11 protein-coding genes are annotated in these 12,851 nt (G+C 67.3%); 6 read left to right on the top strand and 5 right to left on the bottom strand.

Annotated elements, in window-relative coordinates; translation table 11 throughout:
• Positions 1-29: 29 nt before the first annotated feature.
• Positions 30-1,304 (bottom strand): CynX/NimT family MFS transporter, encoded by a 1,275-nt coding sequence (locus AC07A4_RS06755; protein ID WP_478593914.1) that lies wholly within the window; start codon positions 1,302-1,304, stop codon positions 30-32.
• Positions 1,305-1,342: 38 nt separating this feature from the next.
• Positions 1,343-2,056 carry a FadR/GntR family transcriptional regulator gene (locus AC07A4_RS06750; RefSeq protein ID WP_478593912.1) on the bottom strand — a complete coding sequence of 238 codons (714 nt, stop codon included), beginning with the start codon at positions 2,054-2,056 and terminating at the stop codon, positions 1,343-1,345.
• A gap of 248 nt (positions 2,057-2,304) precedes the next feature.
• Here AC07A4_RS06750 and AC07A4_RS06745 point away from each other — a divergent pair, with 248 nt between their 5' ends.
• Positions 2,305-3,234 (top strand): phosphotransferase enzyme family protein, encoded by a 930-nt coding sequence (locus tag AC07A4_RS06745; RefSeq protein WP_478593909.1) that lies wholly within the window; start codon positions 2,305-2,307, stop codon positions 3,232-3,234.
• A gap of 15 nt (positions 3,235-3,249) precedes the next feature.
• Here the strand turns inward: AC07A4_RS06745 and AC07A4_RS06740 are convergent, their stop codons facing one another.
• A complete protein-coding gene (locus AC07A4_RS06740; RefSeq protein ID WP_478593906.1) occupies positions 3,250-4,635 on the bottom strand; it encodes a hypothetical protein in 1,386 nt (461 codons plus the stop codon).
• Between the two features lie 272 nt (positions 4,636-4,907).
• Between AC07A4_RS06740 and AC07A4_RS06735 the strand changes: the two genes are divergently transcribed.
• The 4 genes from AC07A4_RS06735 (at position 4,908) to AC07A4_RS06720 (ending at position 8,678) form a co-directional block, all read left to right on the top strand.
• A complete protein-coding gene (locus AC07A4_RS06735; RefSeq protein ID WP_478594389.1) occupies positions 4,908-5,453 on the top strand; it encodes a bifunctional DNA primase/polymerase in 546 nt (181 codons plus the stop codon).
• A complete protein-coding gene (locus AC07A4_RS06730) occupies positions 5,453-5,770 on the top strand; it encodes a hypothetical protein (protein ID WP_478593903.1) in 318 nt (105 codons plus the stop codon). The genes AC07A4_RS06735 and AC07A4_RS06730 overlap by 1 nt, the downstream gene beginning before the upstream one ends.
• Positions 5,771-5,774: 4 nt before the next feature.
• Positions 5,775-6,095, top strand: a complete 321-nt coding sequence (locus AC07A4_RS06725) for a hypothetical protein (RefSeq protein WP_478593901.1) — start codon at positions 5,775-5,777, stop codon at positions 6,093-6,095.
• A 471-nt stretch (positions 6,096-6,566) separates the two neighbouring features.
• A complete protein-coding gene (locus tag AC07A4_RS06720; protein WP_478593898.1) occupies positions 6,567-8,678 on the top strand; it encodes a P-loop ATPase, Sll1717 family in 2,112 nt (703 codons plus the stop codon).
• Positions 8,679-10,053: 1,375 nt separating this feature from the next.
• Here the strand turns inward: AC07A4_RS06720 and AC07A4_RS06715 are convergent.
• Together AC07A4_RS06715 and AC07A4_RS06710 are read right to left on the bottom strand one after the other, a co-directional pair.
• Complete coding sequence (locus tag AC07A4_RS06715) at positions 10,054-11,475, bottom strand: amino acid permease (protein ID WP_478593896.1); 1,422 nt, start codon at positions 11,473-11,475, stop codon at positions 10,054-10,056.
• A 99-nt stretch (positions 11,476-11,574) separates the two neighbouring features.
• The gene (locus AC07A4_RS06710; RefSeq protein ID WP_478593893.1) at positions 11,575-12,231 is read right to left on the bottom strand and encodes a cysteine hydrolase family protein; all 657 of its coding nucleotides are present in this window, start codon (positions 12,229-12,231) and stop codon (positions 11,575-11,577) included.
• Positions 12,232-12,302: 71 nt separating this feature from the next.
• Between AC07A4_RS06710 and AC07A4_RS06705 the strand changes: the two genes are divergently transcribed.
• The gene (locus AC07A4_RS06705; protein WP_478593890.1) at positions 12,303-12,815 is read left to right on the top strand and encodes a PadR family transcriptional regulator; all 513 of its coding nucleotides are present in this window, start codon (positions 12,303-12,305) and stop codon (positions 12,813-12,815) included.
• The last annotated feature ends 36 nt before the right edge of the window (positions 12,816-12,851 follow it).

Genomic DNA, 12,851 nt, shown 5'->3' with positions numbered 1-12,851 from the left:
CCGGTTCCGGCCCGCCCCCACGCGCACGTCTAGGCGGTGCCGCTGACCTGCCGGTCGCGGGCGGCTCCGAGGCCCGCCACCACCTGCGGGACGAGCAGCACCAGGAGCACGGCCAGCGGGACGGTCCAGTCGTGGGACAGGTCGTGGACGGCGCCCAGGACGGCGGGGCCCGTCGCGGCGAGGATGTAGCCGAAGCACTGCGCCATGCTGGACAGCTGCGCCACGTGCCGCAGGTCCGGCGCCCGCTGCACGAGGAAAAGCAGCGCCAGGCTGATCGCCGCGCCCTGGCCGAGCCCGAGCAGGCTCATCCACACATAGGCGCCGCCGACGGGCGCGGTGAGCAGCCCGGTGTACGCGGCCGCGCACAGCACCGCCCCCAGCGTCGCTAGGCTCCCGGAGCCGAGGCGCCTGCCGACGATCACCGGGGCCAGGAACGAGCCCGCGATGCCGAGCAGCGAGGAGAACGACAGCATCCACCCGGCGTCGCCCGCGCTCATGCCGGAGTCCTGCAGGAGCGTCGGCAGCCAGGCCGCGGCGGCGTAGTAGTTCAGCGACTGCAGTCCCATGTACGCGGTGACCTGCCAGGCCAGCGGCGAGCGCCACAGGCCGCGCACGGGGTGCGCCGCCTGCCGGGCCGCGGCGGCGCCGACCCGGGTGCGCGAGCGCACCTGCGGCAGCCACACCACGAGGGCCACCACGGCGAGCGCGCCCCAACAGGCCAGCGTGGTGCGCCAGTCCATGCCGGAGGCCTCCCGCACCGGCAGCGTCACGCCCGCCGCGAGCGCGGCCCCGCCGAACAGCGACATCGAGTACAGGCCGGTCATCAGCCCGGCCCGGGCGGGGAAGTCCCGCTTGATCAGGCCGGGAAGCAGCACGTTGGCCACGGCGATGCCCGCGCCGATCACGACCGTGCCCAGGAACAGGGCGGCCACCGAGTCCAGCATCCGCAGGGCGGTGCCCGCGCAGATCAGGGCCATCGTGGCGAACAGCGAGCGCTCCACGCCGAAGCGGCGGCCGAGGCGCGGCGCCACCGGGGCAAGCAGGCCGAAGCAGAGCAGGGGCAGCGCGGTCAGAAGGCTGGTGGCCGCGGCCGACATGCCGCTGTCATGGCGGATGGTGTCAGCCAGCGGCGAGACCGCGACCAGCGCGGGGCGCAGGTTGAGGGCCAGCAGGACGACGCCCAGGCCGAGGTACAGTGCGCGGCGCCCGGTGACTCCGGGCGGGGCCTGGGGGACCGGGGCGGCGGCCGCGGCGTTGTCCGCCCGCCCCGCGATGACGGTGGCGGCGGGCCCTTCCGTGCGCATGACGTACTCCTGGCTTCTCGTGAGGTGGGGTGGGGGTGTCAGGGCGTGTCAGGCGTGTCCGTCGGCTGCTCCCGCAGCGCGGCCATGCCCTCCGCGAGGTGGGCGAGCACCACGGCCTCGGCGCGCCCGGGGTCGCGGGCCTCGATGGCGTCGACGATGGCGCGGTGGGCGTCGATCTGGTGGCGCACGGCATCGGGCACCGGGGCGCCGATGACGGAGCGCACGGTCGAGCGCGTCGCGTCGCTGAGGTGGCTGTAGAGGTCGGCGAGGACGCTGTTGTGGGCGGCGGCGGCGACCGCGCGGTGGAAGGCCATGTCCGCGTCGATGAACGCCTCGACGTTCCCTTCGGCCCAGGCCCGGTCCCGCTCGACGAGCGCGGCGCGCAGCGCGGCGAGGTCCTCCGGGGTGCGGCGCTCGGCCGCGTACCGGGCGGCGTCGCGCTCCAGCGAGGCCCGCACCTCGTACGCCTCCAGCACGCCCGCCTTGCGCACCCGCCGCTGCACGGCGGCGCCGAAGTCACTGCTGGCGCGCACATAGGTGCCGTCGCCCTGACGCGGCTCAAGAAGACCGGTGTGCACCAGCGCCCGCACGGCCTCCCGCACCGTATTGCGCCCAACGGACAGCTGCTCCACGAGCTGCGGCTCCGCCGGGATCTTCGCCCCCACCGGCCACTCGCCGTCAGCGATGAGGCTCTCCATCTGCGCGATGACGAGATCGACGAGATTGGTCCGTGCGGTGCTGCGCAGCGGCATCGGGGGTGAGCCCTCTCAGCGGAGTAGGTACAGGCGAACGATAGACATGGGAACATCCCATGTTTAGCGATGTCAATCCATCCCGACACCCGAGCACCAGGCATGCAGCGTGACGATCCAGCCGCCCGGCGCCTGCGGATGAGACGCGAAGCTCCCCTCGCGACGCGGCACGCTGCACACGGCTCCGGAGTCCAGATGGGCCCTGCCGCCCCTGTCCTAGGGTGAGGCTGGCCCGTATGGTCGAAAGCATGATCTCGGGCAGCGGCGACGACGCGCGCGACAGAGACGTGGAGTTCACGGCGGAGGGCGTGGAGGCCGTTCTGCGCGAGGCGTGCGAGGCGGCCGGCCTGGACCCTGCGGGGGCGGAACTGCTCCGCCTGGGTTCGAACGCGGTGTACCGGCTGGCGTCCGTACCGGTCATAGTCCGCATCGCCCGCGACCCGGCCGTCCTCGCCGAGATGGAACGGGCCGTGGGCGTGGCCCGATGGCTGGAGACGGTCGGCTTCCCGGCCACGCGCGTACTGACTGGAGCGGATCAACCCGTCGTCGTACGCGGTCGGGTGGTGACCTTCTGGGAGAGCGTCCAGGAGCAGGAGGAGTTCGCGACGGTCGGGGAACTGGCCGATCTCCTCCGCCGGTTCCACTGGCTGGAGGAACCCGAGTCGCTGTGCCTCCCGTACTTCGATCCTCGGGCCAAGCTGTCTGCAGCGCTGACCACCCTGACGGCCGTCTCGGAGAACGACAGGTCGTTCTTGGAGGAGCGAGCGGCCAGGCTCTCCAAGGACTACGACCGCTTGGACTTTGTCCTCCCCTTCGGCTTGATCCACGGTGACGCGAACATCGGGAACGTCCTTCGCCACCGGGACGGTCACGCCGTCTTCATCGACCTCGACGGCCTCGCTTTGGCCCCGCGTGAGTGGGACCTGATCCTGACCGCCCTCTACTACGACCGGTACGGCTGGCACAGCAAGGCGGAGTACGCCGAGTTCGTCCACCGCTACGGCTTCGACCTCATGAACTGGCCCGGGTACGAGACCTTGGCCGACTTGCGGGAACTGATGATGGTCGTGTGGATCGGTCACCAGGTGGGCGCGAGCGAGCGCTCCGCGGAGGAGTTCGCGCGCCGGATGGCTTCGCTGCGAACAGGCGAAGGGCGAAAGTCCTGGGGCGCGTTCTGAGGGCTGTCGCTCTGATCAGTGAATGGCTCGCCCCTGACCGTACGTCCCGGCCGCGATCCACAACCTGTGGTCCCGAGCCTCTTCGGCAAGGTCGTGTACCGCAGCGGTGGGCCCGAGCTCACTGAGATCCCGACGGAACTCGGCGAGGTAGCTGACGCACCGCGCGGACTTGAGTTGCTCGCCAAGATCCAGAGCATCGAGAGTCACGCTGCACGCCTCCTCGGCATCTCCCGCTCGCAAGTGGGCGTCTGCAAGCACCATGGTCGCGAAGAAGTCGCTGCGTACGTGGCTGCCGCTCATGGCGTTCTCGGCGTGAGCCATCGCCCGACGAGCGCTGTTGACGTCTCGGAAGCAGTGCGCGGCCTCGGCGGCCAGCTCGGCTGCGTCGAAGTAGCTGATCCACTCCGGCTCGTCGTCGCTGTTCCGGCTTTCCAGGGCTTTGGTCGCCGCGCTCAGGGCGGCCTCGCAAGCGGCAATATCCCCCGTACGGGCAAGGGCGCGCGCCTCCATGGCGTGGAACTGAGCCCGGAGCGTGGGCGTGGCCACCGGCGAGATGCCCATGAGCGCCGCACGGGCGAGGGTGGCGGCCTGGGTGTACTTCCCCAGGAAGGTCGCCTGATGGCTCATGGCGGACAGGATGCTGCCCGCGAGCCGCCGGTCGTTCGCGTCCTGGGCGAGCCGGAGCGCCTGCAGGAAGTACCGCTGGGCGAGCCCGTGACGGCAGGCGTCGTACGACATCCACCCGGCCAGGAGCGTGGCTTCCGCGACGGTGGAGAACAGAGCCCGACCGACCCGCTCGGTGTAGTGACCGCGCAGAAGCGGGGCTACGTCATTGTTGAGGTACTGGATGACTGAGTGCCGCGCGTGGTCGCCGCCGAACTGGTCGTCGAGCCGGGCGAACATGTCCGCCGTGGTCTTGATGGCTGCGACATCGCCGAGACCGACGTGAACCCCATCGGCTCGCGGGCTATGCGTGCCGGGCTCCGGCGCGACCAACCACCGCAGCGAAGCCTCGCTCCACGCTGGTTCGGACGGCTCTGCGGTGAGCAGCGGGTCGTACTGATTGAGATCCGCGCGCCACAACTGGCTGACCGTCTGAATGGCATCGTCCGGACTGGTGGGATACGCGGTGTCGAGTACGGCAGGGTCTTTGAGCTCGCTGCCGTTCCGTCCGAGTTCCGTAGCGCTCACGGCGTACACATCACACAGCAATGGACCGTAGAAATCATCAGGCGAGCTGTGGCCGTTCTCCCAACTGGCAATACGGCGCTTCACACTGCTGTCCGACGGAAGCTGATGCCCGCGCTGGCTGGCGACCCTGCGCAACTCCCGCACCAGCCGCGGCTGGCTCCAGCCCCGACTGACGCGAGCCTCCCGCAAGCGGTCACTGGTCGGCTTCATGGAGACGCAGCTCCTTTACTCCCGTACGCGTACGCCGGTGGCAACTCGACCTGCCTGGTCGAATGTACGCACTGATCACCACCTCTCGCAGGCAGTAACCAGAGATCGTCCGCCAACGGCGGCTGACGGGGGATGACACGACCTGCGTGCACGCGTCATCCCCCGTCACCTCTCGTCATCTGCCCTGGCCGGGAGCCGGGCCACGAGTCTGGACCCACTGCGGCACAGAAGCCGGACGGAACTCCGACTGAGGGTGGGACGACGTGCACAGAATGACCAAGCGGGGTGTGGAATGGCTGGCCGCGGCGGCGGACAACCCAGGTGAGTGCCGACAGGTGTGGGCGGACGACCCCCGCACGCCCGTCCTGGTTCCGACCGGACGCCTCTTCGACGTCGTGAGCGTGGAACAACGCCTCGGCACGGAGATGTTCGACCGCCTCCGGCTGAGCGGAATGCCCTTCGGTCCGTCGGTCATCGACCGACGAGCACAGCGGGTGGGCTTCTTCCTCGGCTCCGGGAGCCACGAGCCCTTCACGCTCCAGCTCGCACGCGAAACGGCATCGCCGCCGCCGTTCCGCTACCTCGGCCAGGGAAGCGCGGTGGTCGTGCCCGGCCCCATCCCTCTGTCCGACGACCGCTACCAATGGCTCCGCGCACCGACACGCCGCCCGGAAGCCAACCCCCTGCGCCCGGTAGCCCTGGCAACCGCACTGGTCGCCTCCGCGGAACTCCTCGCCAGGATCGAACGCTTCGACGAGGAGTACCCGACGCCCTACGCGGCAGCCATCGACCTTCCAGACGAGAACGACCACCGCTGATGCCAACCGAGCCGACCGACGGGCGTGACGCCGCCGCGTGGTCGCCTCTCGACAGCGACGGTTGGTATGCGGCTCGGAACGCGACGACGGCCCTGCGGGACGCCCTCGTGAACGCGGGTCTCGAAATGGACTTCCCCTATCTCCGAGCCGAGTTGAACGCCTTCGGCCACGGCCTCGTCGAACTGGGCCGGATCTCCCCCGGCGCGGCCGAGCGCCTCGCGCAGCTCCTGCGCCTGGTCTTGGAGCACAGCTTCGCCCGCGACCACGTCGTACCCCCGTCACCCACCACCAACGAAGAACACCAGGGGAGGACTTGATCTCATGTCCGACCGGCGAGGAGTGGTGGCCAGGCGGGCGGAGGACCTGATACCCGGAGTCCCCTACGTCCGCGGCTGGAACCGGGCTCGGCGTAGCGATGGCGCCCTGGCAGAACAACTCGTGCTGCTCGGGCTGGACTCTGCCTTCCCGGGCTTGACGGCCGACGTGAACATCTTTGGGGACAGATTGGTCGAGCTGGGAACCGTGCGCCCGGATGCGGCCGAGCGGCTGGCGGAGCTGATCACGGCAGGACTCCAAGCGGAGCTGTGCGACACGAGTGCCGAAGCGCCCGCGCCCGCACAGCTGCAGGTACCGGCGGCCTGACCCCGCCCCTCGAACGCCGGTTGACCGCGCCCAGACCCCGCTTCTGCGATCACCGGCTCGGCCCCGTACGGCACCGCTCCGCAGCGCTGTCGTACGGGGCCTCTTGCTCCCCCCAGTGCGTGAACTGGCCTGCCGCCCGGCCGGGACCGGCGCCCCAGCGCCGCAGCCCGGACGAACGGCAGGCCCGCGCGCAACATCAGCTTGGGGAGATCGGAAACTCCAGACGCAGGAACGCTGCTGACCTGCGGCGGATCAGTGCTGGCACACGGTGGGCCACCGAGTCCCCCTGCCGTTCTACTTGGTTCCCCGCAACATCTGGCACGAGGCAGAAGCGACTTCGCGGTTGATGGGGCCGGTGCACTCGATCACAGACGGAGCAACCCAACAGTGGATTCTGCTGCGCTATAGGCGAGTAACCCTTACAATGACATTCCTTTGCGAGATGCATCACTTTGACGCTCAGGGAGAGTTATGTCGCGACGTGACCGTAAAAGTAGGCGCAGGGAAGCATCTCCACTGCCAAGCCCCCCAAGTGGTACGCCAGTCAGCCAGGTGCAAGCCCCTCGAATCCCTAGAGGTGGCATCAGGAAGCTCAACCTGGGGCAATCCTTTGCCGAGTACGATAATTCTCTCGATGACCCAACCGTGTTTGTTCACACGCCTGCCTTCAATTCGGCCTTGGATCCGCAGAGCGGTAAGTACTTCTTTGTAGGGCGTCGCGGTACAGGGAAAACCACCATTCGCAGGTATTGCGACTTGAATGGCCAGCATACACGGGTGATCGTGCCTGAGATCTTTAGTCCTACTTCTACCACTATTAATTTGGACCTATTTGGGGAGTCGAGTAGGCGCCCATTCCGATCCCTCGTATCAGCTTTCAGGAGGAGCCTCCAGGACGAAATTCTTACCACTTGGCTTGAAGATCACGGGGGAAGGTACGCTAACCTGCCCGCTACAATTTCCAGCGAGCTAGAATCCTTCGACGGCCTCGATTTTGACAGCAGGACGCTGCAATGCATCAGTAGAATAAGCCGTCCACTAGTTGCCGACGATGAGCAGGGATGGTTGGCCGAAAATAAGATCGCTAAGCGTGTAGCAGACGAGATGAAAGGCATGAGAAGTCAGACTACGTACACGCTTCTGATCGACAGCATTGATGACTTCTGGGAAGGTTCAGAAGCTGGCCTTGTGTACTTGACTGCTTTTATGCATGCCTGCTTGGAGATGTCGACTCAAGTACCGTGGGCTCGCGCTATCCTTTTTCTGCGAGAGAATATCTTTGAAAGGGTACGTTCTCGCGACCCTGAGTCCTCGCGACTAGAGACCGCCGTCGTTGGGATTGAATGGACAGATGAGCAATTGGTGGACTTGATCGAACGGCGCCTCAATAGGCCTTTCACTGCGAAATTGCCACTAGGTGGAAAGACATGGGAGGCCTGGTTTGAGAACTCTAACGACGCGAAGGAGCACATCCTGGGATTTTGCCAGAAGCGACCTCGTGACGTACTAATCTACGTCACTCACGCTATCGAATCTGCGCAGTCGCGCCAGCACGGGAGGATCCTTCTGGAAGATGTTGCGCAGGCGCGTAGGCGGTTCTCTGATAACAGGCTGAAAGACCTGGGGGACGAATACGCTGAAAACTATCCTCAAGTCGGAGTAGTACTTTCTCGCTTCTACGGGCTTGGCCGCAGGTTCACCCTCAGTGGTATCGAATCAATTCTTCAGAGGCTATTGCACGATGCCACTGTCAAAGAACTCTGTTCGGCTTGGATTTACACTGTCACACAGCCTGAGCGATTCGTCAGGCTACTGTATGATATTGGATTCTTCGGTATCGGACCAGCAGGTGAATCCGCGCGCTATAGGAAGCTAGGGCCACAGGACACAAGCCCTCCTCCGGTTTCGGACAGTGTTGACGTCACCATCCATCCGTGCTATTGGGATGCCCTTGATTTGCAGGACACGCTCGTTCGAACACTTCCTGAATCTCGCGAGTTTGGCCGCATCGGATACCTGGTGGATCTGCCGGGCGACCTGGACGCCACTGGATATATTGACGAACTTTCGAACACTCTTAAGCGTCTTCAGGCGTGTCCGAGGGGAACTGCTGGAGCATCCGAATTTGAGGATATCGTAGGGCAAGTAATCAAGCTTTGCTTTTTTCGGGCTCTGGAAAATGTGCAACCTCACGAGCGTGACGTGGATGGGAAAGTGATTAGAGACTGGATTGCCTCTAATAGGGCACAGTCGGGATTCTGGGAACTTGTGCGTCAGCGCTACGATGCAACTCAAGTAGTCTGGGAATGTAAGAATTACGAAGAGTTGAAGGCTGCCGACTTTCAGCAAGCTGATTACTATATGAACGAAGCTATCGGGAGATTCGTGGTTCTCGTTTTCCGCGGTGATATCCTTCCTGCGCACTATCTGCATGTTCGTAGAATTTCGGAGAAGTCGAGGGGGTTCGTTCTTCCGCTGACCGATCGCGATTTGAGGACGTTCCTCCGCCAAGCCAGGAATGGAAAAGTTAAGGAAGACCACATTCAGGACAGATTTGACACCGTCGTGCGTAGGATCTCATGAGGTCGGCGGAGTGGCTTTGGGCTGGATCTGCTTTGGCGCGAGTGATCATGGCCCCGTAAGCTGCCGGCGCGTCGGGCAGTCTGTGGACCTGCCCGTTAGAGCACGACGTTGGGGCCATGATCTTCGAGGCTCGCGTCAAAGTGGCTGCCTAAAGCCGTGGAGCCGACCGCCCCAGCCGCGACGTACCCTTTCTCGAACCCCAAGGGGCTGATCGTCTAGCGCGCGGTCCGGGCGGCGGCTGGGCTGGAGCGAGGCGGAGACGGGAGCGCAGGCCTGGCCGGAGGCTGGGCCTGCGCGCGTGGGGGCGGGCGGAGCGAGCCGTCTTGATGACGTAGAGAAGGTCTGAGTCAAGCCACAGGAGTTACAGCCGGAACATGAGCTCCAGCTTGCCACCCGGGAGGTGGAACTTCCCCGAGGCGAGAGGCTTCTCCGACTACGCGAGGTCACGCGGATGATGTGTAGCACCGGGACCCCGTCAGGCAGTCGGAGTGCTTGCGCCTGGTCCGGCAGGGGGATTCGCGTGCGGAGGTATTCCGTGAAGTGGAGTTCGTGGCCCAGGTCGGGGAGTGCGCCGTAGAGCTCGAGTGCTGTCGGTGGGGCCTCCCCCTCGTACTTGGTGTTGATGAGGACCGAGAACGGGACGTACGTCCTGTGGAGTTGGCGCAGGCGGCCGTGGTCCGCGGTCCGCCATGACCGGGGATTGAATCGGACCCCTGACGGCCGCCCCGCGCGGAGGGTTTCGGGGATGTCGCGGGGTCGGACCCAGAAGCGGTGGGGGCAGACACACGGTGCGGCGCCTGGTGTGCTGCCAGCGGGGGCACCTTGCCGCGTGTGCGCCAAGTGCCTCGTCAAGTACATCCGCACGATTGATGTGAACTCTTCTTGAGCCGCGTCAGGAGCTGTCCAACGCGCTGACGAGGCAAGACGGGTCAACGGATCGGCATGTGGGAAGTGAGCCAAGATCCAAGCCGTGAACTCGGGTGCATCATGGGGGCCGTAGTGGTGTGCCGGGGGTGTCTGTAGTCGTCGGGCGATCCACGGGGGTTCCGGCTTGATCCGTAACGAAGCAACGAAGCGAGGACGTCCTCGCTCACGGACGACGCATGCGGGATTCGTGCCAGGCGCCACCGCTCCGTACCAACTACCGCTTGAGCAGCCGGTGGTGATGCAGGATGAAGGGGGAATTCATGTCTTTGGGCCAGCAGTCTCCTGATCTGGACATCCGCGTTCGCGGATTCCGCATGACCGTGCAGCGGGTTCCGGTGCGGCTGCTCGCGTTCCTCGCGACGTGTGGCGGGTCCGCGCTCACGGCGTGGATGACGACTAGGTGAGCGGGGTGGGCGCGGGACTGGGGGCCCCGCGAGGGGGGTAGGGGTCAGCGGCGGCGTTTCACCTCGTACGCGCCGAGCACGACGCCCACCGTCACCAGGCTCAGCCAGAACTGGGCCCGGCTGTCCGGCAGGAACGCCATCGCGACGATGACCGTCGCCATGGCGACGGCGGTCGCCCGGCTCAGCCAGGGGAAGCCCCACATCCGCAGGGTGAGGCGCTCGGGGGACTCGCGTTCCAGGGCGCGGCGCATGCGGAGCTGGGCGACGGCGATGGCGAGGTAGACGAACAGGGCGATGGCGCCGTAGGAGTCGATGAGGAACTGGAAGACGACGTCCGGGGAGATCCACGCCGCGATGACGGAGGCGTAGCCGACGGAGGTGCCCGCGAGGATCGCGCGGCGCGGGACGCCGCCCCGGCTGAGGCGGGTGAAGCCGCGCGGGGCGTCCCCGCCGCGCGTCAGCGCGAAGAGCATCCTGGACGAGGTGTAGAGCGCGGAGTTGAGGCAGGACAGGACCGCGACGAGGACCACGGCGTTCATGACGGTCGCGGCCGCGGGCACGTCGAGGCGCTCCAGGACGGCCGCGTACGGGCTGACCTCGACGGCGTCGTCGGTCCAGGGCGCCACCGCGACGACGACGAGGATGGACAGGACGTAGAAGGCGACGACGCGCAGCACGATCGAGCGGATCGCGGCCGCGACGGCCCGCTCGGGCTCGGTGGACTCGGCGGCCGCGATCGTCACGATCTCCGCCCCGGTGAAGAACCCGACGCACGGTACTACCGCCGCGAGCACCGCGCCCACCCCCTCCGGCGCGAAGCCGCCGTGCGCGGTGAGGTGGCCGAGCCCGCCGGAGGTGTCCGGCCACAGCCCGCACACGTACAGCGCTCCCAGGAAGAGGAAGACGACGATGGCGAGCACCTTCACGGAGGAGAACCAGTACTCGAACTCGCCGAACGAGCGGGCGGAGACCAGGTTCGTCGCCGTGAGCAGGGCCATCAGGACGAGGCTGACGGCCCACAGCGGCGCGTTCGGCAGCCAGAGCTGGACGATCCGGCCGCCGGCCACCGCCTCCACGGCGACGACGATCACGAAGAAGTACCAGTAGAGCCAGCCGACGGCGAAGCCCGCTCGCGGGCCGAGCGTCTCGCGTACATGGGCGTAGAACGAGCCGAGCGCGGGCCGGGCCACCGTCATCTCGGCGAGCATCCGCATGACGAGCACCGTCAGGACGCCCGCCACCAGGAACGAGAGGACGGCCGCGGGCCCGGTGGAGCGCACGACCACGCCGCTGCCCACGAAGAGGCCCGCCCCGATGACCCCGCCGAGGGCGATCAGGTTCATGTGCCGCCGCTTCAGCCCCTTGCCCAGGCCGGGGGCGCCGTCGGCCGCGCCCGGCGCTGGTGGGGGCGCGGAAGTCGCCGTGCCGTGCGTGCTCGTGGGGATCTTCGTGCTCTTCGTGCTCACGACAGGCGACGCTAGGCGGCGAACCCTGCGGGGGTGTTGCCGCGGTGTTGCGGGTGCGTGGAGCCGGTCGAGACGGTCGGCGGGGTGCCGCGGGCCCGGTCAGACGCGTACGGGCGAAAGCCGCGCGGCGATCTCCTCCGCGTCCGCGACGAGCGCGAAGCCCTTGCGCAGGACGGCGAGTTCCGGCTCCTGGCGGGACTCGTCGTCGGTGGCGGTCACGTCCGCGCCGAACACCACGTGGTAGCCGCGCTCGTACGCCTGCCGGGCCGTGGTGCCGCAGCAGTAGTTGGTGAGCGTGCCGGTGACGATGACCGTGTCGCGGCCCAGGTTGCGCAGGACGGTGTCGAGTGGGGTGTCGTAGAACGCGCCGTAGGACGGCTTGCGGATCAGGACCTCGTCCTCGCGGCGGCCCATCTCGTCCCACACCCGCGCGGGCCCGGGCCTGCGCCAGTCGCTGTCGCCGTGCGGCAGGTGGCGCAGCCCGTGCGGGCGGTCGAGGCCGAGGTGCGTGTCGTCGAAGATCGTCCAGAGGACGGGCACGTCCGCCGCGCGGCAGTGCTCCACCAGGCGCCGCAGCCGGGGCGCCATGCGGGTGGCGGCGGGCACCCAGTACGGGCTCCATCCGGGCCGGACGAACTCGTCCTGCATGTCGATGACCAGCAGCGCCGTCCGCTCCGGCCGGATCGGGAAGGACGCGCGGCCGCGCTCGTAGCCGTCCCGCGCCCGGCGTGCCACCCACTCCTCGGTGTACCTCACGGAACCTCCAGGATCTCCAGGTCAGGTACCTCGATTCGAGATACCTCGATTCGATGTGCGACGATAGCAGCATGCTGGAACTGGCGATCCTGGGTTTCCTGGCCGAAGGGCCCCTGCACGGCTACGAACTGCGGCGGCGCGTGGCGAGCCTGTCCGGCCACACCCGTCCCGTCAGCGACGGCAGCCTCTATCCGGCGATCAACCGCCTGGTGAAGGCGGGCCTGTTGGACCGGCGCAGCGAGCCCGGCGCCGCGGCCGCCCAGCGCCACGTCCTGAGCCTGACCGCTGACGGCCGGGTCGACCTCCTGCGCCGCCTGCGGGAACCGGCCGAGCACGACATCACCGACGGCGCCAGGTTCGCGACCGTCCTCGCCTTCCTCTCCCAACTCCCGGACGCCGCCGACCAACACGCGGTGCTGCGCCGCCGCCTGGACTTCCTGGAGCGGCCCGCCAGCTTCTTCCACGACGGCGACCGGCCCCTGCGCGCGGAAGAGGTCACCGACCCCTACCGCCGCGGCCTGCTGACCGTGGCCCGCGCCACCAGCCGCGCCGAATGTGCCTGGCTGCGCGAGGTCTTGGACTGACACCATGGCTCCTGGCGCACGACAGGGGAGGACACG

The sequence above is a fragment of the Streptomyces sp. NPDC043996 genome (assembly GCF_056435225.1).
Note: the sequence above shows the minus strand (reverse complement) of the source record. Positions and strands in the feature narration are given on the sequence as shown.

What these genes read in the sequence shown, in the direction of transcription:
- AC07A4_RS06755 (WP_478593914.1), bottom strand. Translation starts at nt 1,304, where the DNA reads ATGCGCACGGAAGGGCCCGCCGCCACCGTCATCGCGGGGCGGGCGGAC.
- AC07A4_RS06750 (WP_478593912.1), bottom strand. Translation starts at nt 2,056, where the DNA reads ATGCCGCTGCGCAGCACCGCACGGACCAATCTCGTCGATCTCGTCATC.
- AC07A4_RS06745 (WP_478593909.1), top strand. Translation starts at nt 2,305, where the DNA reads ATGATCTCGGGCAGCGGCGACGACGCGCGCGACAGAGACGTGGAGTTC.
- AC07A4_RS06740 (WP_478593906.1), bottom strand. Translation starts at nt 4,635, where the DNA reads ATGAAGCCGACCAGTGACCGCTTGCGGGAGGCTCGCGTCAGTCGGGGC.
- AC07A4_RS06735 (WP_478594389.1), top strand. Translation starts at nt 4,908, where the DNA reads ATGACCAAGCGGGGTGTGGAATGGCTGGCCGCGGCGGCGGACAACCCA.
- AC07A4_RS06730 (WP_478593903.1), top strand. Translation starts at nt 5,453, where the DNA reads ATGCCAACCGAGCCGACCGACGGGCGTGACGCCGCCGCGTGGTCGCCT.
- AC07A4_RS06725 (WP_478593901.1), top strand. Translation starts at nt 5,775, where the DNA reads ATGTCCGACCGGCGAGGAGTGGTGGCCAGGCGGGCGGAGGACCTGATA.
- AC07A4_RS06720 (WP_478593898.1), top strand. Translation starts at nt 6,567, where the DNA reads ATGTCGCGACGTGACCGTAAAAGTAGGCGCAGGGAAGCATCTCCACTG.
- AC07A4_RS06705 (WP_478593890.1), top strand. Translation starts at nt 12,303, where the DNA reads ATGCTGGAACTGGCGATCCTGGGTTTCCTGGCCGAAGGGCCCCTGCAC.